The organism is Streptomyces sp. NPDC000151 (assembly GCF_040301705.1).
Taxonomy (GTDB): domain Bacteria; phylum Actinomycetota; class Actinomycetes; order Streptomycetales; family Streptomycetaceae; genus Streptomyces.
On sequence record NZ_JBEPFC010000002.1, the window covers coordinates 126,927 to 146,550 of the forward strand.

At 72.1% G+C, this 19,624-nt stretch carries 18 protein-coding genes; 17 read left to right on the forward strand and 1 reads right to left on the reverse strand.

Annotated elements, in window-relative coordinates; all coding sequences use genetic code 11:
• Positions 1 to 25 precede the first annotated feature (25 nt).
• From ABT381_RS01520 to ABT381_RS01565, 10 genes are all read left to right on the forward strand, one after another.
• Complete coding sequence (locus ABT381_RS01520; RefSeq protein WP_351586385.1) at positions 26 to 295, forward strand: DUF6059 family protein; 270 nt, start codon at positions 26 to 28, stop codon at positions 293 to 295.
• Complete coding sequence (locus tag ABT381_RS01525) at positions 292 to 1,860, forward strand: acyl-CoA carboxylase subunit beta (RefSeq protein ID WP_351586386.1); 1,569 nt, start codon at positions 292 to 294, stop codon at positions 1,858 to 1,860. The genes ABT381_RS01520 and ABT381_RS01525 overlap by 4 nt, the downstream gene beginning before the upstream one ends.
• A complete protein-coding gene (locus ABT381_RS01530) occupies positions 1,857 to 2,072 on the forward strand; it encodes an acyl-CoA carboxylase epsilon subunit (protein WP_351586388.1) in 216 nt (71 codons plus the stop codon). Before ABT381_RS01525 ends, ABT381_RS01530 begins: the two co-directional genes overlap by 4 nt.
• A gap of 111 nt (positions 2,073 to 2,183) precedes the next feature.
• Positions 2,184 to 2,552 carry a hypothetical protein gene (locus ABT381_RS01535; RefSeq protein ID WP_351586389.1) on the forward strand — a complete coding sequence of 123 codons (369 nt, stop codon included), beginning with the start codon at positions 2,184 to 2,186 and terminating at the stop codon, positions 2,550 to 2,552.
• Positions 2,553 to 2,607: 55 nt separating this feature from the next.
• A complete protein-coding gene (locus tag ABT381_RS01540; RefSeq protein WP_351586391.1) occupies positions 2,608 to 4,011 on the forward strand; it encodes an FAD-binding oxidoreductase in 1,404 nt (467 codons plus the stop codon).
• A gap of 90 nt (positions 4,012 to 4,101) precedes the next feature.
• The gene (locus ABT381_RS01545; RefSeq protein ID WP_351586393.1) at positions 4,102 to 5,064 is read left to right on the forward strand and encodes a GNAT family N-acetyltransferase; all 963 of its coding nucleotides are present in this window, start codon (positions 4,102 to 4,104) and stop codon (positions 5,062 to 5,064) included.
• 80 nt (positions 5,065 to 5,144) lie between these two features.
• Positions 5,145 to 6,758 carry an FAD-dependent oxidoreductase gene (locus tag ABT381_RS01550; protein WP_351586395.1) on the forward strand — a complete coding sequence of 538 codons (1,614 nt, stop codon included), beginning with the start codon at positions 5,145 to 5,147 and terminating at the stop codon, positions 6,756 to 6,758.
• An 89-nt stretch (positions 6,759 to 6,847) separates the two neighbouring features.
• On the forward strand, positions 6,848 to 8,383 hold the full coding sequence (locus tag ABT381_RS01555; RefSeq protein ID WP_351586396.1) for an FAD-dependent monooxygenase: 1,536 nt from the start codon (positions 6,848 to 6,850) through the stop codon (positions 8,381 to 8,383).
• A 194-nt stretch (positions 8,384 to 8,577) separates the two neighbouring features.
• Positions 8,578 to 9,609, forward strand: coding sequence for a methyltransferase (locus ABT381_RS01560; RefSeq protein WP_351586398.1), 1,032 nt, complete (start codon positions 8,578 to 8,580; stop codon positions 9,607 to 9,609).
• 45 nt (positions 9,610 to 9,654) lie between these two features.
• Positions 9,655 to 11,259, forward strand: a complete 1,605-nt coding sequence (locus ABT381_RS01565; protein ID WP_351586400.1) for an FAD-dependent oxidoreductase — start codon at positions 9,655 to 9,657, stop codon at positions 11,257 to 11,259.
• Positions 11,260 to 11,415: 156 nt separating this feature from the next.
• Here ABT381_RS01565 and ABT381_RS01570 read toward each other — a convergent pair whose 3' ends face one another.
• Entirely contained in the window at positions 11,416 to 13,005 is a 1,590-nt protein-coding gene (locus ABT381_RS01570) for an FAD-dependent monooxygenase (RefSeq protein ID WP_351586402.1), read from the reverse strand.
• A gap of 227 nt (positions 13,006 to 13,232) precedes the next feature.
• Between ABT381_RS01570 and ABT381_RS01575 the strand changes: the two genes are divergently transcribed.
• The 7 genes from ABT381_RS01575 (at position 13,233) to ABT381_RS01605 (ending at position 19,558) form a co-directional block, all read left to right on the forward strand.
• A complete protein-coding gene (locus tag ABT381_RS01575) occupies positions 13,233 to 13,685 on the forward strand; it encodes an anthrone oxygenase family protein (RefSeq protein WP_351586404.1) in 453 nt (150 codons plus the stop codon).
• Positions 13,682 to 14,248 carry a PNPOx family protein gene (locus ABT381_RS01580; RefSeq protein ID WP_351586406.1) on the forward strand — a complete coding sequence of 189 codons (567 nt, stop codon included), beginning with the start codon at positions 13,682 to 13,684 and terminating at the stop codon, positions 14,246 to 14,248. Before ABT381_RS01575 ends, ABT381_RS01580 begins: the two co-directional genes overlap by 4 nt.
• Entirely contained in the window at positions 14,245 to 16,119 is a 1,875-nt protein-coding gene (gene asnB / locus ABT381_RS01585; protein ID WP_351586408.1) for an asparagine synthase (glutamine-hydrolyzing), read from the forward strand. Before ABT381_RS01580 ends, asnB begins: the two co-directional genes overlap by 4 nt.
• A 100-nt stretch (positions 16,120 to 16,219) precedes the next feature.
• Positions 16,220 to 16,594, forward strand: a complete 375-nt coding sequence (locus ABT381_RS01590) for a TcmI family type II polyketide cyclase (RefSeq protein WP_351586410.1) — start codon at positions 16,220 to 16,222, stop codon at positions 16,592 to 16,594.
• The gene (locus ABT381_RS01595; RefSeq protein ID WP_351586412.1) at positions 16,591 to 17,022 is read left to right on the forward strand and encodes a cupin domain-containing protein; all 432 of its coding nucleotides are present in this window, start codon (positions 16,591 to 16,593) and stop codon (positions 17,020 to 17,022) included. Before ABT381_RS01590 ends, ABT381_RS01595 begins: the two co-directional genes overlap by 4 nt.
• Entirely contained in the window at positions 17,019 to 18,299 is a 1,281-nt protein-coding gene (locus ABT381_RS01600; protein ID WP_351586414.1) for a beta-ketoacyl-[acyl-carrier-protein] synthase family protein, read from the forward strand. Before ABT381_RS01595 ends, ABT381_RS01600 begins: the two co-directional genes overlap by 4 nt.
• A complete protein-coding gene (locus tag ABT381_RS01605) occupies positions 18,296 to 19,558 on the forward strand; it encodes a ketosynthase chain-length factor (protein ID WP_351586416.1) in 1,263 nt (420 codons plus the stop codon). The genes ABT381_RS01600 and ABT381_RS01605 overlap by 4 nt, the downstream gene beginning before the upstream one ends.
• Positions 19,559 to 19,624: the final 66 nt, after the last annotated feature.

The window sequence follows — 19,624 nt, forward strand, 5'->3', positions numbered from 1 at the left end:
ACCACAAGTATGAGGAGGCCGGTCCATGCCCATATGGACGACCAGGTCCTCGGTAAGGGGCAGGCCCGTGGGCTTCGGCTCCAGATCCGTCACTTTCCTGCGGTGCATCGGCCGGATGCTGGCCACGGCCGGTGCCATGTGGTCCCCCGTTCACCTGCCCGATGACCCGGAAGAGGACTGGACGCTGTCCCCGCCTCCGCCGGGCCATCCGGAGCGGCTCCGCCCGGACGTGCCGCTCGACGCGGTGGAACGGGACCTGGCACGCCGGATGTCGAACCCGAAGGAGAGCGCGTGATCATTGAGACCGAGGGCTTCGTACAGGACCGATTGGCCGAACTCGCCGAGCTGAAGGAAAGTGCCGCTCGGGGCCCCGACGAGCAGGCCACCGAGCGGCAGCACGCCAAGGGCAAGCTGACGGCCCGCGAGCGCATCGAACTGCTGCTGGACGAGGGGTCGTTCCACGAGATCGAGGCCCTGCGCAGGCACCGCGCGACCGGCTTCGGCCTGGAGGACAAGCGCCCCCACACCGACGGTGTGATCACCGGATGGGGCACCGTCCACGGCAGTACCGTCTTCGTCTACGCCCACGACTTCCGGATCTTCGGTGGTGCGCTCGGCGAGGCCCACGCCCAGAAGATCCACAAGGTGATGGACCTGGCGCTGGCCGCCGGAGCGCCCCTGGTCTCCCTCAACGACGGTGCCGGCGCCCGTATCCAGGAGGGTGTCACCGCGCTCGCCGGATACGGCGGCATCTTCCAGCGCAACACCCGCGCCTCCGGCGTGATCCCGCAGATCTCCGTGATGCTCGGTCCCTGCGCGGGCGGCGCCGCCTACTCGCCCGCCCTCACCGACTTCGTGTTCATGGTCCGCGAGACCTCGCAGATGTTCATCACCGGACCGGATGTCGTCAGGGCCGTCACCGGCGAGGAGATCACCCAGAACGGCCTGGGCGGGGCCGACGTCCACGCGTCCGTCTCCGGCGTCGCGGCCTTCGCCTACGACGATGAGGCCGGCTGCCTGGAGGACGTGCGCTTTCTGCTCACCCTGCTGCCGCCCAACAACCGCGAGACGGCGCCCCGCGCGCCCTCGGCCGACCCGGCCGACCGGCTCACCGAGGCGCTGCGGGACATCGTCCCCGCCAACGCCCACCAGGCGTACGACATGCGCGCGGTCATCGAGGAGATCGTCGACGACGGCGAGTACTTCGAGATCCAGCCGGACTGGGCGCACAACATCGTCTGCGCGCTGGTCCGCCTCGACGGTCATGTCACGGGCGTCGTCGCCAACCAGCCCGCCGCCTTCGCCGGCGTCCTCGACATCCACGCGAGCGAAAAGGCCGCACGCTTCGTGCAGTTCTGCGACGCCTTCTCCATCCCCCTGGTGACCCTCGTCGACGTACCCGGGTTTCTGCCGGGCGTGGACCAGGAGCACGGCGGCATCATCCGGCACGGCGCCAAGCTGCTGTACGCGTACTGCAACGCGACCGTCCCGCGGGTCCAGCTGATCCTGCGCAAGGCATACGGCGGTGCGTACATCGTCATGGACTCGCGCTCCATCGGTGCGGACATCTCGCTCGCCTGGCCGACCAACGAGATCGCGGTCATGGGTGCCGAGGGAGCCGCCAACGTGATCTTCCGTCGGGAGATCGCCGCGGCCGACGACCCTGACGCCGTACGGGCACAGAAGGTCAAGGAGTACCGGACCGAGCTGATGCACCCCTACTACGCCGCAGAGCGCGGCCTGGTGGACGAGGTGATCGACCCCGCCGAGACGCGCTCCGCGCTCATCGGCGCGCTCGACATGCTGCGGTCGAAGCACGCGGACATCCCGTCGCGCAAGCACGGCAACCCGCCGGTATGACGGGGGAGAAGGGAAACGGTGATCCCCTCTGGCGGATCACCGGAGGCAGCCCCGGCGTGGAGGAGACCGCCGCACTCACGGTGGTACTGACGGCCCTGCTGGCCGCGCGGGCCGCCGCTGCGGCGGTCACCGGGGAGCGGCGCGCGGCCGCCGGCTGGCACCGCCCGCACCGCAATCCGCACCGGCCCGCCGGGACGTGGCGCAGTGGCTGACTCCTGCCGCCCGCTGTGTGCTGCAGAGCCGTTCGAGTACCACTCCAGCACGCGGTGACACCGTATCGACGGCACACGACGCAACCCGAGACCCACGGCAGGAGCATCGACATGAACGACGCGAGGCTGGTCGGCACCTGGACCACCGAGCTGGAGGACGACGGCAAGTCCGTGTTCGGACTGGCGTCCTTCACGGGTGACGGCGGCGTCACCTGCTACCAGGCCAACGCCAAGAACATCGGTCTGGGCAACTGGGAGGCCACCGGCAAGGACTCCTTCCAGTACAACTTCCACATCATCGCCGTCAGCCCGGAGGGCGAGCACGTCGGCGAGGCCCATGTCTTCGTCAGCGGCGAGTTCGTCTCCGAGGACCGCTGGGAGGGCACCGGGGGCGCCAACTTCTACTCGCCCACGGGTGCGCTGCTGCGCGGCCACGAGGGCTCCAAGGTCGCCGCGCGCAAGTTCGGCATCGACAAGTAGGCCCAACGGCGCACCGCCTCGTACCCCGGACCGAGACGTTACGGAGGAAAACCCCATGCTGCGGGACCGACTCAAGGGCGAACTCGTTCTCCCGTCCGATCCGGGTTACCAGCTCGCCAAGCAGTTGCAGAACACCGAATACGACAGCGTCACGCCGCAGGGCATCGCCTACTGCGAGTCGCCGGAGGACGTCGTCGCCTGTGTGCGCCACGCCCAGGAGACCGGCGTTCCGGCACACGTCCGCGGCGGCGGTCACAGTTACAACGGCTGGTCCACCGGTGCGGGCCTGGTCATCGATGTGTCCCGGATGAACCACGCCGTCGCGGACGGACCCACCGTGCGCATCGGCGGCGGCGTCCAGTCCCTCGATGCGCTCGACGCCCTGGCGCCGCAGGGCCGTCAGATCATCAGCGGCACCTTTCCCACCGTCGGCCAGGGCGGCTTCCTGACCGGCGGTGGGCTGGGCTGGCAGACCCGCAAGTTCGGCGTCGGCTGCGACCGGATCGTCTCCGCGCAGGTCGCCCTCGCCGACGGCCGGCTCGTCCGGGCATCCGCGAACGAGCACGCGGACCTGTACTGGGCACTGCGCGGCGGTGGCGGCGGAAACTTCGGCATCGTCACCGAGTTCGAGCTGCGCCCCGTCGACGCCCCGCAGCTGACCGGCTTCGAGACCCTGTGGTCGTACGAGGACGCGGCCGACGTGCTGGTCGCCTGGCAGGCCTGGGCCGTGGAGGGCTCCGACGACCTCGGCACCTCCCTGGTGGTGCTGCCCGGCATGTTCGGGCCGGGCGGCAGGCCGGTCGTCAAGATCTGGGGCGTGCACCACGGGATGCCCGAGGACCTGGAGCGTGCCCTCGACGAGCTCACCGAGCGTGCCCGCACCAAGCCGCTGCACCGCGAGGTCGGTGCACCGGGCGTGTACGCGGACGTGATGCACGAGGCGTTGTGCGGCTCCAAGACCGTCCAGCAGTGCCATCGCGTCGGCACCCACCCCGACGCGATCGGCCACCGCCACCCGTACACCCGCCAGGCCTACCGGCTCACCGGACGCGCGGCCGACCACGACGAGGCCAACGCCCTGCTGCAGGCGTGGAACCCGGACCTGGACGGTGAGCGCTACCTGCTGTGCATGGCGCTGGGCGGCGCCGCCAACCGCGTCGACCGCACCAGCACCGCATACGTGCACCGCGACGCACACTTCCTGACCGGCTTTCAGATCGCCACTCGTGACGAGGAAGAGGCCGCTCGGGGCCCGGCCCGGTACGACGAGTGGGCCGACCGGTGCGGCGCGGCCCTCGCCCCGCTGGCGACCGGCTCGTACCTCAACTTCCCCGACTCGCGCATACCGGAGAACTGGGAGAGCGAGACGTACGCGGAGAACGCCCCCCGCCTGCGTGACATCAAGCGCGCCTACGACCCCGACGGCTTCTTCCGGCACGCGCAGAGCATCACGCCCTGAGAGCCGGGTTCGGGCCCGGGGGCCGTGCGGTGCCCCCGGGCTCGAGTCCCGCTCCACGCCCGTACCACCGCCACCGAGAACCATGACCGTATGGAAATCCGCAGCCTTGACGGCGACGATCCGACCACGGTCCCCCTTCTCCTCCCGGGCTTCCAGGAGACGATGAGCCTCGAACTGCCCGGCGACCCCCCGGTTTCGGCGGCGCTGCTGGCCCGGCTGCTGCAGCGGCGGCACGGCGCCGACCGGATCATCCTGGCCGCCTTCGACGGCGACCGGCCCGTCGGCTGCACCAAGCTCGGCCTCGACCTCGGCGACCCGACGGGGCCGGGGCACGGGTCGCTGTGGGTCTTCCCCTCCTTCCGCCGCCGTGGCGCCGGCACCGCCTTGGTGGACGCCGCCCGCGCCGAACTGCGCGTCCGCGGCCGAAGCCACCTCGTCATCGACGCCCCCGACACACCCGCCGCCGCGGCCTTCGTCTCCGTCTGCGGCGCGGAACTCCGGGGCACCAACCTGCGCAACCGTCTCTTCCTGCGCGGCCCGGCCGGCGCGGGGCTCGACGACCTCGCCGCCCGCGCGGTCGCCGGCCACCGCCTGGTGCAGTGGACCGACCGCTGTCCGGACGAGCTCGTCGACTCCTACGCCCGCGCCTGGGGCACCCTGGACGCCCCCGTCAACGGACAGGCGCGGGTCCGTACCCCCACCGCCGAGGACGTCCGCGCGCGCGAGGCCGAGGGCGAGCGGGCCGGACACCGGCAGTATGCGAGCGCCGCTGTCGACGCCGAGACCGGCGAGGTCGCCGGGTACGCCACCCTCTTCGTCCGGGACAGCCCGATGGCCGATGCGGGGGAGACCCTCGTGCTCGGCAATCGGCGGCGCCGGGGCCTGGGCACCTGGCTCAAGGCGAACCTGCTGGTCCGGGCCGCCGGTGAGAACGAGAACCTGGCCCTGGTGCAGGCATGGAACGACGTCCGCAACGACGCCGTCGTCGCGCTCAACCGCCGGCTCGGCTTCCAGGCGGACAGCGCCTGGTCGACGTATGCCGTCAAGGCATGACCGTCCGAGCAGGCTTCGAGTCCAGGTCCACCGGCCACTGCCACGATCGGCCCGACAGCTCAGCGCGAGAGGGGTTCTTGGTGACTGACAACGGCAGACGTGTACTGATCATCGGTGGCAGCCTGGTCGGCCTGTCCACGGCGGTGTTCCTCGCCCATCACCACGTGCCCTGCACCGTGGTCGAGCGGCACCCCAGTACCTCCATCCACCCCCGCGCGGTCGGGTACTACCCGCGCACCGCCGAGCTCCTGCGCACCGTCGGAGTGGAGGAGGCCGCGAAGGCGGCCGCGGCCGGGTTCGAGAAACACAGGACCCGGGCCGGCGTGGTGTCGCTCGCCGGCGAGGTCCTCTTCAGCAAGGAGGAGCTGGCGGGCGGCGACGAGCTCGCGGACCTCACCCCGTCCGAGCTGCTCCTGCTGCCCCAGGACCGGCTGGAGCCCCTCCTGCGCGCACGCGCCGAGGAGCTCGGCGCCGACCTGCGGTTCAGTACCGAGTTGGTCTCCTTCACCCAGGACGACGACGGCGTCACCGCGGTCGTCAAGGACGAGCACGGCGTCGAGAGCACCCTGCGCGCCGACTACCTGGTGGCCGCCGACGGGCCGCGGAGCACCGTACGGGAGTCCCTCGGCCTCGCGCGTGCCGGCCGCGGGGTCCTTTCCCAGCACGTCAGCATCGCGTTCGGCGCCGACTTCGGCGCGGCCCTCGGGGACCGCCGCTACAGCGTCGTACACGTCAAGAACGACACGGTCACCGGCATCCTCGTGCACGATGACACCCTCACCGAGGGCACCCTGATCGTCGGCTACGACCCCGAGAAGGGGGAGAGCCTCGACGACTTCACCGACGCCCGGTGCAGCGCACTCGTCTCCGCCGCGATCGGGTCGGACGCGGTCGAGGTCACCATCCGCTCCCGCTTTCCCTGGGACATGGCCGAGCTGGTCACCGAGAAATTCGTCCAGGGCCGGGTGCTGATCGCAGGCGACGCCGCCCATCAGATCCCGCCCACCGGCGGTTACGGCGCCAACACCGGCATCGCCGACGCGTGCAACCTGGCCTGGAAGCTGGCCCTCGTCCTCAAGGGCGTCGCGGGCACCGCCCTGCTCGACACCTACGAGGAGGAGCGCCGGCCGGTCGGGGTCCACACGGCCCGTCAGGGCTCGCTCCAGCTCGCCGTGCGCTCGGGCACCGCGACGCGGGAACAGAAGGCCGCCACCGATGACGCGATGAAGGTGACGATGGGTCAGGCATACGGTTCCGGCGCCTTCGTCCATGACGCCGGCGCGGAGCCGTTGCCCCTGACCAACGACCCACGCGCGCTGCGTGGCGAGCCCGGCACTCGTGCCCCGTACGTGATGCTGGAGCGGGACGGCGCGCCGGTGGCCACGCTGGACCTGTTCGGTGCGGGCTTCGTCCTGCTGGCTGCGCGGGACAAAGACTCCTGGGGGAAGGCGGCCGCGGCGGCCGGCTCCGCGCTCGGTGTGGACATCGCCTTCCACCGCATCGCGCCGACCGTCGAGGACGGAGGGCTGGTCGACCGGCAGGGCCGCTGGGGCGAGGCCTACGGCGTGCGCGCCGAGGGGGCCGTCCTGGTCCGTCCGGACGGCATCGTCGCCTGGCGTGCCCCGGCCTCCGTCCCCGCCGCCGAACAAGGCGCGGCGCTCGAATCGGTACTGCGCCGGATACTGGGACGCTGAGCGGTCATCCCGACGGGGACTGCCCCTCTCCTCACCAACTCATCGACAACAAGCATGTCTTGCATCGACCTCTCTCCGGAAGGACTGCAATGCCGGACACCCAGGACTTTGATTTCGATGTCCTCATCGTCGGCGGAGGTCCGGTGGGCATGCTGCTCGCCTCCGAACTCCGCCTCGGCCGCGTCACCACGGCCGTACTGGAACGCCTCCCCGAACGCACCCCGCACTCCAAGGCGTTCGGCCTGCACGCGCGTTCGCTGGAGTCGCTGGACCGCCGCGGCCTCGTCGAGGGCTTCCGTGACGGCGCCCGTTCGTGGAACAACGGCCACTTCGCCGGCCTCGACGTCTGGGTCGACTTCGCGCTGCTCGACAGCGCCCACAACTATGCGCTGCTCTCCGAGCAGACCCGCACCGAGCGGCTGCTGGAGGAGCGCGCTTTGGAGCTCGGTGCCGACATCCGCCGCGGCCACGAGGTGACCGCCGTCCGCCGGCACGAGAACGGTGCGGAGGTCGACGTCACCGGGCCCGACGGCACGTACACACTGCGCGCCCAGTACGTCGTCGGCAGCGACGGCGGCCGCAGCCTGGTGCGCAGGTCCTCGGGCATCGGATTCCCGGGCACTGGCGGCCGCGTCACCGCGCGCTTGGCCGACGTCGTCCTCGCCGACCGGGAGAAGGCGCCGATGGGCATGGAGCGCACGGAGCGCGGCCTGCTCTTCTGCGTACCGCTGGACGAGAAGTACCACCGCGTCGCCACCTTCGACTTCGAGCAGGGCAAGGAGGCGGGCTCCGAGCTGACGCTGGAGGAGTTCACCGAGAGCCTGCGCGAGATCTGGGGCGATGACCTCGGGGCGAGCGAGCCGCGCTGGCTGTCCTGGTTCACCGACTCCGCCTGCCAGGCCGAGCGCTACCGCGAGGGCCGCGTCTTCCTGGCCGGCGACGCCGCGCACACCCACTTCCCCGTGGGCGGGCAGGGCGTCAACCTCGGACTGCAGGACGCCTTCAACCTCGGCTGGAAGCTCGCCGCCGCGGTCAACGGCTGGGCTCCCGAGGGGCTGCTCGACACGTACGACGGAGAGCGACAGGAGCCGGCTCGCCAGGTCCTGTCCAACACCCGGGCCCAGATCGCGCTGATGAACCCCGACCCGTACGTCACCCCACTGCGCGAGCTCTTCCAGGACCTGATGGTCAAGGACCCGGTCAACCGCCATGTCGCCGAGATGCTCAGCGGCGTCCGGGTCCGCTACGACCTCGCGGGGGCTCCGCACCGCCTGCTCGGCGACTTCGCGCGTGATCTGAGGCTGGAGACCGAGGAGGGCGGCGAGACCCTTCCGAAGTTCCTGCACGAAGGCCGGTTCGTGCTGCTCGACCTGGCCGGCGGCCCGGCGGTCGCCGAGGTCTTCGAGGAGTGGGCCGCAGGGCAGGAAGGGGCCGACCGGGTCAGGCGCGTCGTGGCCACGTGCGAAGAGGAGCCGGACCTGGCAGGTGTCCTCGTCCGGCCCGACGGCTATGTCGCCTGGGCCGCTGACAGGACCACCCCCGCCGACGAGATCGCCGAGGGCCTGCGCGCTGCCCTGGCCGCCTGGGCCGGTACCACCGGGCCCACCCGGCACGTCGCCGAGTAACCGGGCCACTCCTGGGCGAGCCGCGCCCGCCTGATCGTGGCGCGTGGTCGAAGGACCGCCTCCCGCACGGCGAACTGCCGTGGGAGAGGCGGTCCTTCGCCTTGTAACGCTGCAGGCCGCTTCGAGCGGTACTCCACGCGAACCGGCCATCGTCGGAGGAAGACCTGTGTCCCTGAGCTCGCCAGGAGGCTTGCGTGACAACGACCGATGTCCGTACGACGGCCGCTGCGGTTGATCCCGGTCCGCTGATCAAGCTGACCATCGCGGACTGTGCGGCCAAGGTGCTGCACAGCGCCGTGACGCTCGGTGTCTTCGGTGTCCTCGCCGAGGGGCCGGCCGACGCGGACCACGTCGCCGCCGCGACCGGCCTGCACCCGCGCATGGCCGCCGACTTCCTGGACGCGCTGGCGGGCCTCGGCCTGCTGGAGCGCACCGAGGACCGCTACGGCAACGCCCCGCTGGCCCAGGCGTACCTGGTGCCCGGCGCCTCCACCTACCTGGGCGGGTTCGTGGAGCTGACCAACGAGACCCTCTACAGCACGTGGGGCCGGCTCACCGAGGCGCTGACCACCGGTGCCCCGCAGTACCTCGACCCCGACAAGGGCGGCTTCGTCGGGGACAAGCACAAGGACCCGGAGAAGATGAAGCGCTTCTTCGCCGGCCTCGACGCGTACAGCGACCGGATGGGCATCGAGCTGGCCGGCCGGATCGACTGGAGCCGGCACTCCTCCGTCCTCGACCTCGGCGGCGCGCGCGGCAACCTCGCCTCCGTACTGGTCACGGAACACCCGCATCTGCAGGGCGGCGTGTTCGACCTCGAGCGCACCCGTCCGCTGTTCACCGAGCACACCGGCCGGCTGGGCCTCGGCGGCCGGATCCAGTTCACCGGCGGCGACTTCTTCACGGACGACATCCCGAAGGCCGACGTCATCGTGCTCGGCCACATCCTGCACGGCTTCGACACCGACCGGCGCCGGGAGCTGCTCCGCCGCGTCCACGACTCCGTCAACCCCGGCGGGCAGGTCCTCGTCTACGACCGGATGATCGACGACGAGCGCCGCGACGCCGAGCGCCTGCTGTCCAGCCTCCACATGCGTCTGGTCAGCCCCGACGGTTCCGAGTACCGCGTCGCGGACCTCCGTACCTGGCTGAGTGCGGCCGGCTTCACCGACGGCGCCGCGCAGCCGCTGCTCGGCACCCACACGCTGGTGACCGCGGACCGATGACCGCCCGGGCGTGAGCCGCCCACCCCGACCACCCAAGGAATCACCATGAGCCAGCAGCAGGTGCCCGTACTCATCGTCGGCGGCGGCCTCGCGGGCCTGTCCGCTGCCGTGTTCCTCGCCCACCACGGAGTGCGGGCGACATTGGTGGAGCGCCACCCCGGTACCTCCACGCATCCCAAGGCCCGGGCCATCAACCCGCGCACGATGGAGCTCTACCGTGCCGTGGGCATGGCGGAGCGGGTCAAGGCCGGACGTTCGCCGATCTCCGGCAACACCGATCTGGTGCACGTCGAGACCCTCGCCGGCAAGGAGCGGGTCCGGATGCCCAACGCCTCCATCGAGGACATCAGCCGGATCAGCCCCGCCCAGTGGACCCTGATCGACCAGAACCAACTGGAGCCCATCCTGCGCGAGCGGGCCGAGGAGGTCGGCGTCGACCTGCGCTTCCACACCCGGCTCGACGCGGCCACCCAGGACGCGGACGGTGTGACCGCCACCCTCACCGACCTCGGCACCGGCGTGCGCTCCGAGCTGCGCGCCGGGTACGTGGTCGCGGCGGACGGCAGCCGCAGCCCGGTCCGCGAACTCCTCGGCATCGGCGCCCACGGCCGCGGCACCCTCACCAACCTGGTGAGTTTCTTCTTCGACGCCGATCTGGAGGAGGCACTGCGCGGCCGCCGGATCATCGCCGCGTACGTCAACAATTCCGAGGTGCGCGGCACGATCATCCCGATCGACAACGACCGCAAGTGGGTCATCAACGTCTCCTTCTTCCCCGACAAGGGACAGAGCGCCGACGACTTCACCCCGGAGCGCTGTGCCGAACTGGTGCGGGCGGCGGTCGGCGTCCCCGGCCTGCCGCTGACGATCGAGTCCGTCGACATGCCCGCCTGGGACATCTCGGCGCGGGTCGCCGACACCTTCACCGCGGGGCGTTTCCTCATCGCCGGGGACGCCGCGCACGTCATGCCGCCCACCGGCGCCTTCGGTGCCAGCACCGGCATCCAGGACGCCTACAACCTGGCCTGGAAACTGGGCCTGGTGCTGGCCGGCAAGGCCGGCGCCGCCCTGCTCGACTCCTACGACGCTGAGCGCCGTCCGGTGGCCGAGGAGACGGTGCGTCAGGCGATGCTGCGGTTCGCCGTCCGCGAGGGCAAGCAGTTCCAGGACGTCGCCGCCGACCTGGTCGACGAGACCACCATGACCTTCGGGTACGCCTATCCGGCGGGCGCCTTCGCCGCCGAGGACCCGGCGCTGTGGACGGTCACCGAGGACCCGGACAAGCCCAGTGGCCGGCCCGGCACCCGTGCCCCGCACGTGGTCGTCGAGGGGGAGCACGGCCCGTTCTCCACCGTCGACCTCTTTCCCGTCGGCTTCACCCTGCTGACCGCCGGACCCGCCGCCCCGTGGGCCGCCGCCGCTGCGGCCGCACGCGACCTCGGCGTGGTGCTGAGGGTCCACGGCATCGGAGAGGGCGGCGACTACGCCGACACCAAGGGCGTCTTCACCCGGCAGTACGGCATCTCCGACGGCGGCGCGGTCCTGGTCCGCCCCGACGGCTTCGTCGCCTGGCGCTCGCCGAACGGCCCCGAAGGCGACATCGGGCAGACCATGACCGGCCTGCTGCGGCAGATCCTCGCCCTGGACTGAGCCCTGGACTGAGCCCTGGACCGACCGGCACCGCAGCCCGGCGGAACGACTCGGCGCGCTTCCCGTCATCGGGAGGCGCGCCGAGTCGTTGCGGACGGGGAAGAGCGGGCGGCCCGGGCGGCCGGCCGGGGTCAGACGGTACGTGACAGCACGGGGTCAGACCGTACGTGCCAGCAGGCGGTGGACGACCGCCGACAGCTCGGCCGGCGCGTCCGCGGGCCGGTGGGTCGCGCGCCAGGCCAGGAATCCGTCCGGGCGGACCAGCGCGGCGCCGGATGCGGTGATCCCGTACTTCTTGAGGAATTTCTCGACCGCGTCGGGCGGCTCCTGGCCGCCCACCTCGTGGAAGGCGATGCCGATGCCGGTGAGCCGGGAGACGTCGGCTGCCGCGCGCTCCCACTGGCCGCTGTCCGGTCCGGCCAGCAGCCACCAGCCGCCCGTCAGCAGGTCGTGCAGCGGGGTGTCCGTGCCGTCGACGCGCACATCGATGTGCGGGGCCCGGGTGCCCGGCCGGCCGGAGGGCTGGGTGGGGTCCTCCACCGGGGCGCCGTCGTCCGCGCCCGGCTCGGCCGCCACCGCGCCCGAGCGGTAGACATGGCCGAAGAGCACGGTGGTCTCCGGACGGTGCCGGGCCGCGACCTCCTCGTCCAGGCCACTGCGCTGCAGATACCGGATCACGCCCTGCTCGACGGTGAACTCGGCGACCGGGGCACGCTCCTGCTCGTACGTGTCCAGCAGCTCGGCCCCGGCCTGCCCGCGCAGCACCAGCGCCAGCTTCCACGCCAGGTTGTGCGCGTCCTGTACGCCCATGTTGCCGCCGAAGCCACCGGTGGGCGGCATGACATGGGCCGCGTCACCGGCCAGCAGCACCCGGCCGGAGCGGAACCGGTCCGCGACCCGCGCGGCGATCTCCCAGCTGGTGCTCGTCTCCACCGCGACGTCCAGGTCCGGCACGCCGACCGCGGCCCGCACCATCTCGACGCAGTCCTCCTCGGAGTACTCGGCGTGGGTCTCCTGCGGCGGCAGGCTCGGCGCCAGCACCCAGCGGTCGGCGTTGTCGAGCCGGCCGAGCACGCCCTTGACCTTGTCGTTGCTGACGAAGCAGAGGAAGAACTCGCGGTCGGCGACGTACTCGTCGAGCGCGGCGTGGAAGATGACGTTCATCTGGCGGCCGAAGACGCCCTGCCCGTGCATGCCGATGCCCAGCCCGTCGCGGACCGGGCTGCGGGACCCGTCAGCGGCGATCAGGTACTGGGCACGGACGGTGGTCTCCGTGTCGTGCCGCACATCCCGCAGGACCGCGGTCACCCCGTCGGCGTCCTGCTCGTAGCCGACCAGCTCGGTGCCGAAACGGATGTCCGCCCCCAGCTCCTCGGCCTTCGCGCGCAGCACCGGCTCGAAGCGGTCCTGGCCGATCAGCGTCCAGCCGGTGCTGCTGACCTCGTCCGGGTCGTGCCGGAACGGCCCGTCGAACCGGCCGAGTTCGGCGCCCGCGAGCGACTCCACCTGCATGATGTCGCCGTACTGCGCGTGCGGGTTCTCCTGCGCGCGCACCGCCCGCTCCAGGCCCAGCGCGCGCATCAACTCCATCGTGCGGGGGCTGGCCGCCTGCGCCCGCGGGTGCGCCGAGATGTGCGGGTGCCGTTCGACGAGCACCGGCCGGATGCCCTGCTGGGCGAGGAACAGCGCCTGGGCCAGGCCCACCATGCTGCCGCCCACAATCAACACGTCGGTTCGCTCCGCCACCGGATGTGCTCCCTCGTCTCGTTGCCGTTCCGTCTCGATACGGCGATGGACACTCCCGGCCAGCCAACACGGACCGGCTAGAGGGCCGCTCGGGCTCCGAACGGGCGCCCGTTGCGCGGCGGGGCCGCGGGGCCGGCCTGTCCAGACCGCTTCGAGCGGCACGCGAGGGACGGCTGGAATCTTCGGAGCGCATCGGACGAGCAATGCTGGACGGGAGGCCCCGGGCCGTGGTGGAAACCCTGAGTGTGCTGGTGCTGTTGGGCACCGGGATGGTGGCGGGCGTGCTGTTCGCCGTGGCGATCAGCGTGATGCCGGCGCTGATCGCGATGACCCCCGACCGCTATGTCGACACCCACAAGCTGCTCGGCAAGCGGTACGACCGGATCATGCCGTTCATCGTGAGCGGCTCCGTCGTCGTCGACGCCGCCTTCGCCGTGCGCGCCGGGGAAACCGGGCCGCGGGTCCTGTTCATCGCCGGCGCGCTGGCCATGGTGGGCGTCGCGGTGGTCTCGCAGACCCGCAACGTACCCATCAACACCCGGGTCAAGAAGACCCGGCCGGAGGACATCGGTCCCGGGTGGGACGACCCCCGCGCCCAGTGGCGCGACTGGCACCTGCTGCGTACCTGCTTCGCCGTCGCGGGCTGCGCCCTCACCGCCGCCGCCGTGGTCCTGTCATGACCGCCGGGGACGAGCGGACCGCCGTGACACGCCCGCGCATCGCCCGGGCCCTGCCCGGCGACGAGGACCGGGCCGCCGCCAACGCGCGCATGACCGCGCTCCTCACCCGGCCCGACCCCGGCCCGGTCGCGGCGCACCTCGCGCTGCTGCACTTCACCGGACGGCGCAGCGGCCGCGGCTACACCGTCCCCGCGGGCGTCCACCGCATCGGCGACGCCCTGTACATAGCCTCCGGCAGCGCTTGGCGCCACAACTTCAGCGGCGGCGCCGACGGTGAACTCACCTGGCGCGGCAAACGCACCGCCGCCCGCTTCGAGCTGGTCACCGACCCGGAGCCGACCGCCAGGGGATACCTGGAGCTGTACGAGCGTTACGGCGCGGAGGCCGCCCGGCGTCGCCTCGGCATCACCGTCGACGACAGCCGGTCCGCGCCCACCCTGGAAGACTTCCGCGCCGCCGTCACCGGCATCCCGCTCGCCCTCGTCACCGTCACGCTCGCCGATGACACCGGGGACACCGGCGGCACCGGCGAACTCGCCAAGAATGAGAGGACCGCCCGATGAGTGCAATCGCCGGCTGGGTCGACTTCGACCGGGACCTGGCCCCGCAGACCGGCGTCGTCGAGGCCATGGCGGACACCCTCGCCCACCGCGGCCCCGACGGCCGGGGCAGCTGGCTCGAAGGCCATGCCGCGCTCGCCCACAGGCGCCTGGCCCTCCTCGACGTGACGGAGACCGGCCGACAGCCCGTCGCCCACACCACCGAAGGCGGCACCACCGTCGCGGTCCTCACCCTCGACGGAGCCCTCACCAACCACTCCGCGCTGCGCACCGAACTGGCCGCGAAAGGCCACCGGTTCACCGGCGGCGGGGACGGCGAGACCGCCCTGCACGCCTACCTGGAGTGGGGCGCCGACTTCCTCACCCACCTCGAAGGCCTCTTCGCCCTCGCCCTGTGGGACGTCCGCAGCCAGGAACTCCTGCTGGCCCGCGACCGCCTGGGCGTCAAGCCGCTCAGTTACTACCCGACCCCCACCGGCGTGATCTTCGGCTCGGAGCCCAAGGCGATCCTCGCCCACCCCGATGTGGCCCCGGTCGTGGACGCCGATGGCCTGCGCGAGCTGTTCGCGCACAGCCGCAAGCCCGGCACGGCCGTCTACCGCGGCATGCGCGAGGTCGTCCCCGGCCATGTGCTGGTCGTACGCCGCGCCGGAAGCCGGGAGAAGCGCTACTGGTCGCTGCCCGCCCGGCCGCACACCGACAGCCTCGACGACACCGTCGCCACCGTCCGCCGGCTGCTCGGCGACGCCGTCACCTCCCACCTGGGCGCCGACGTGCCCGTGGGCGCCATGCTCTCCGGAGGCATCGACTCCAGCGCCCTGACGGCCCTCGCCCAACAGTCACTGGGCGGCCGAGGCGGCCCGCTGCGCAGCTTCTCGGTGAACTTCGCGGGGTACACCGAGAACTTCGAGCCGCACCCCACGATGCGGGCCACCCCCGACGCGCCCTTCGCGACGCTCGCGGCCGCGCACATCGGCTCGCAACACACCGAGATCCTCCTCGACATGGCCGCCCTCACCGACCCCGAGGTGCACGCCGCCGCCCTGCGCGTCCAGGACGCTCCGTCCCCGCTCGGCGACATGGACGTCTCCCTCATGCAGTTCTTCGCCCGGCTGCGCGAAGCGGGCTTCACCGCCGTGCTCTCCGGCGAGACCGCCGACGAGGTCTTCAACGGCTACTTCTGGGCGTACGACCCGCAGCACAGCAACTCCCAGACCTTCCCGTGGGTTTCCTTCGAACGCGGCCACGACGCCGCGGCGGGCGGCCTGGGCACCTCCATGGTCGACCGGCAGCTGCGCAAGGAACTCGACTTCATGGGCTACGCCGACCAGCACTACCGCGACGCGCTCGCCGAGGTGCCGCAGGTCGGCACCGAGTCCCCCGCCGAGCGCCGGGCCCGTGAGGTCACCTACCTGGCCCTCACCCGATGGGCACCCACCCACCTCGACCGTGCCGACCGCATGAGCATGGCCCACGGAGTGCAGTTGCGGCCGCCGTTCTGCGACCGCGCACTCGTCGAGTACGTCTACAACGTGCCGGCCGCCATGAAGCGGGTGGACGGCGTCGAGAAGAGCCTGCTGCGCTCCGCTGTCGCCGACCTGCTGCCCGAGGCCGTGCTGCACCGCAAGAAGAGCGCGTACCCGGCCACGCAGGAAGCGGCCTACGGCGACTTCGTGCGCCGCAGGTTCGCCGAGCTGGCCACCGACCGGAACGCCGCGGTGTCGGGGCTGCTCGACGCCTCGGCCACCGCCGCGGCACTGAACGCGGGCAACTCGCCCCAGGGCGCGTTCGCCTGGGTCGAGCGGGCCGGCATGGAGATGGTGCTGCAGCTGGAGACCTGGATGACCGAGTACCGGATCGACCTGCGCCTGTGAGCGCACAGGCCGACGGTCCAGACGGTCCAGACCTCTTCAAGAAAGCTTCGAGAGCCCTCCACGAGGGTGGGACAACGACCGAAGAAGCCAGGAGGGCACCGTGCACCGCACACTGATCGTGGCGCGTATGAACCTCGCTGACGCCGAAGGCGTCGCCGGGGTCTTCGCGGACTCGGACAGCACCGGCCTGCCAGAGATGGTGGGCGTCTCCAGGCGGACCCTGTTCGCCTTCCACAACCTGTACTTCCACCTCGTCGAGGCGGAGCAGGACATCGGCCCGAACCTCTACAAGGCGCGCAGCCACCCGCTGTACAACGACATCAACACCCGCCTGCAGGAGTTCATCTCGCCGTACGACCCGGACTGGCGCGAACCGCGCGACGCGATGGCCGTACCGTTCTACTCCTGGTCGCCGCAGGACGGACCGGCCATCACCCCGCCGTCCGCGCCGAGCCTGGGCGGCGGTGCCCGATGACCGCCGCGGCGAGCCCCACCAAGGTCAACTCGGCGGATGTCGCCGCCAACCGCAAGCGCGGCGGCGACATCCGGATCACCCTCAGCCCGCGCACCGTCGGCTGCACCTCCGGCTTCGGCGGGACGCTGTGCCTGAGCCCGGAGGAGTACGTCACCGAGCATCTGCACCCGTACTCCGAGGAGTTCCTGCACGTCGTCTCCGGCGACCTGGAGATCACCCTCGACGGTGAGCCGGTACGCCTCGGCCCGGGCGACTCCCTGCTCGTCCCGATCGGCGTCCGCCACCGGCTGGTCAACTCCGGCCAGGAGCCGGCGCGGGTGGTCTTCCATCTGTCACCGCTGGCACCGCGCCCGGAGCTCGGCCACGTCGACACCGAGGCCCCGCTCGTCGAGGGCGGCGCCAACCCGGACGTCGGAGCGGCCCGATGAGCCGTCGCGCCGTCATCACCGGGGTCGGCGCCGTCGCCCCCGGCGGCATCGGCCGCGACGCCTACTGGGACCTGCTTTCGGCCGGCCGTACGGCCACCCGGGGGATCAGCCTCTTCGACGCGTCGAACTTCCGCTCGCGGGTCGCCGCGGAGTGTGACTTCGACCCGGTGGCCGCCGGCCTGAGTCCGCAGGAAGTCCGCCGGATGGACCGGGCCGCCCAGTTCGCGGTCGTCGCCGCCCGGGAAGCCATCGCGGACAGCGGCATCGACATCGCGGCCGGCGACCCGGGCCGTATCGGCGTCAGCATCGGCAGCGCCGTCGGCTGCACCACCGGCCTGGAGGACGAGTACAAGGTCCTGTCGGAGGGCGGTAAGCACTGGCTCGTCGATCACACCTACGGTGTGCCGCACCTGTACGGCTACATGGTCCCCAGCACGCTGGCGGCCGAAGTCGCCTGGCAGGCAGGGGCGGAGGGCCCGGTCGCGCTGATCTCCACCGGCTGCACCTCCGGTCTCGACGCGGTCGCCCACGGGGTCCAGCTCATCGAAGAGGGCACCGCCGACATCGTCATCGCGGGTGCCACCGACGCCCCGCTGTCGCCCATCACCTCCGCCTGTTTCGACGCCATCAAGGCCACGACGCCCCACACCGACGGCGACCCCGCCGCCTCCCGGCCCTTCGACGCCCGGCGCGACGGCTTCGTGCTCGGTGAGGGCTCGGCGGTCATGGTGATCGAGGACGCCGAAGCGGCCCGGCGCCGCGGCGCCACCGCCTACGCCGAGGTGGCCGGCTTCGCGAGCCGTTCCAACGCCTACCACATGACCGGGCTCAAGCCCGACGGCCGGGAGATGGCCGAGGCCATCGGCATCGCCCTGGACCGGGCCCGGCTCGACCCGCAGGACATCGACTACATCAACGCGCACGGCTCGGGCACCAAGCAGAACGACCGGCACGAGACGGCCGCGTTCAAGCGAAGCCTGGGGCAGCGCGCCTACGACGTGCCGGTCAGCTCCATCAAGTCGATGATCGGCCACTCGCTGGGTGCGATCGGCTCGCTGGAGGTGGTGGCCTGCGCGCTGGCCCTGCGCCATCAGGTGGTGCCTCCGACGGCGAATCTGGCGGTCCCCGACCCGGAGTGCGACCTGGACTACGTGCCGGTCACCGCGCGCGAGCACCGCATGGACCACGTGCTCAGTGTCGGCAGCGGGTTCGGCGGCTTCCAGAGCGCCATGGTCCTCGGCCGCCCCGGCGCCGTGAGCGCAAGGGAGGCGGCATGAGTGCCCTGGGCATACCCGACGGGCGACGGCGTCCCGCGGTCGTCACCGGCCTCGGCGTGGTCGCCCCCACCGGCATCGGGGTCCGCGACCACTGGAACTCCGTGCTGGCCGGCAAGAGCGCGCTGGGCCGCATCACACGCTTCGACCCGTCCACGTACCCGGTCCGGGTGGCCGGCGAGGTGCCCGACTTCGAGGCCCGGGAGCAGATTCCCAGGTCCCTGGTCAGCCGCACCGACCGGTACACCCACTTCGCCCTGGCCGCGGCCCAGGCGGCGCTCGCCGACGCGGGCGCCGACCCGGCACGGCTGCCCGAGTACGAGATGGCCGTGGTCACCGCGAGCTCCTCCGGCGGCACCGAGTTCGGCCAGCACGAGATGGAGCAGCTGTACCAACAGGGCCCGGCGTGGGTGGGCGCCTACCAGTCGATCGCCTGGTTCTACGCGGCGACCACGGGCCAGGTCTCCATCCGCCACGGTATGCGCGGTCCCTGCGGGGTCATCTGCGCCGAGCAGGCCGGCGGCCTGGACGCGCTGGGCCAGTCCCGGCGGCTGCTGGACAGCGGCTCCCGGCTGGTGCTGGCCGGCGGCACGGACGCCTCGCTGTGCCCGTACGGCCTCACCGCCCAGCTGTCCACCGGCGCGCTGTCCACCGAGGAGGACCCGACCCGCGCCTACCTCCCCTTCGACGAGGCCGCCGGTGGCTATGCGCCGGGCGAGGGCGGGGCCATGCTCGCCGTGGAGACGGAGGCGGGCGCCCGCGAGCGGGGCGCCCGGCACTACGGCCGCATCCTCGGCTACGCGGCCGGGTTCGACCCGCCCGCCGGCTCCGCGCGTCCGCCCGTGCTCACCTCGGTGATCCGCCGGGCCCTCGCGGACGCCGGGCTCGGTGCGGGCGCCGTGGACGTCGTCTTCGCCGACGCCGCCGGTGTCCCGCACCACGACGCGGCCGAGGCCGCCGCGATCAACGCGGTGTTCGGCGCCGGCCGGGTACCGGTGACCGCGCCCAAGACCCTCACCGGCCGGCTCTACGCGGGCGGCGCCGCCCTGGACGTGGCGACCGCCCTGCTCAGCCTGAGCTCCGGCGTGGTCCCGCACACCGCGGGCGTCTACCACCCCGCCGGGTCTCTGGGCATCGACCTGGTCGTCGACCGCCCACGGCACACCGCGCCCCGGACCGCCGTGGTCCTGGCCCGCGGACACGGCGGCTTCGCCGCCGCGCTGGTCGTGGGCGCCGGGGACCGCACCGACCACCTCACCTGACCCCGCCGAGTGAAAGGCAGCACGTCATGCGCGAACGCACCGCCGCACCGCTCCCGGAGGGACGAG

Bases quoted from the DNA above. Each gene is read 5' to 3' on its own strand.
- ABT381_RS01520 (WP_351586385.1), top strand. From the start codon at position 26: ATGCCCATATGGACGACCAGGTCCTCGGTAAGGGGCAGGCCCGTGGGC.
- ABT381_RS01530 (WP_351586388.1), top strand. From the start codon at position 1,857: ATGACGGGGGAGAAGGGAAACGGTGATCCCCTCTGGCGGATCACCGGA.
- ABT381_RS01535 (WP_351586389.1), top strand. From the start codon at position 2,184: ATGAACGACGCGAGGCTGGTCGGCACCTGGACCACCGAGCTGGAGGAC.
- ABT381_RS01540 (WP_351586391.1), top strand. From the start codon at position 2,608: ATGCTGCGGGACCGACTCAAGGGCGAACTCGTTCTCCCGTCCGATCCG.
- ABT381_RS01545 (WP_351586393.1), top strand. From the start codon at position 4,102: ATGGAAATCCGCAGCCTTGACGGCGACGATCCGACCACGGTCCCCCTT.
- ABT381_RS01555 (WP_351586396.1), top strand. From the start codon at position 6,848: ATGCCGGACACCCAGGACTTTGATTTCGATGTCCTCATCGTCGGCGGA.
- ABT381_RS01565 (WP_351586400.1), top strand. From the start codon at position 9,655: ATGAGCCAGCAGCAGGTGCCCGTACTCATCGTCGGCGGCGGCCTCGCG.
- ABT381_RS01580 (WP_351586406.1), top strand. From the start codon at position 13,682: ATGACCGCCGGGGACGAGCGGACCGCCGTGACACGCCCGCGCATCGCC.
- asnB (WP_351586408.1), top strand. From the start codon at position 14,245: ATGAGTGCAATCGCCGGCTGGGTCGACTTCGACCGGGACCTGGCCCCG.
- ABT381_RS01595 (WP_351586412.1), top strand. From the start codon at position 16,591: ATGACCGCCGCGGCGAGCCCCACCAAGGTCAACTCGGCGGATGTCGCC.
- ABT381_RS01600 (WP_351586414.1), top strand. From the start codon at position 17,019: ATGAGCCGTCGCGCCGTCATCACCGGGGTCGGCGCCGTCGCCCCCGGC.
- ABT381_RS01605 (WP_351586416.1), top strand. From the start codon at position 18,296: ATGAGTGCCCTGGGCATACCCGACGGGCGACGGCGTCCCGCGGTCGTC.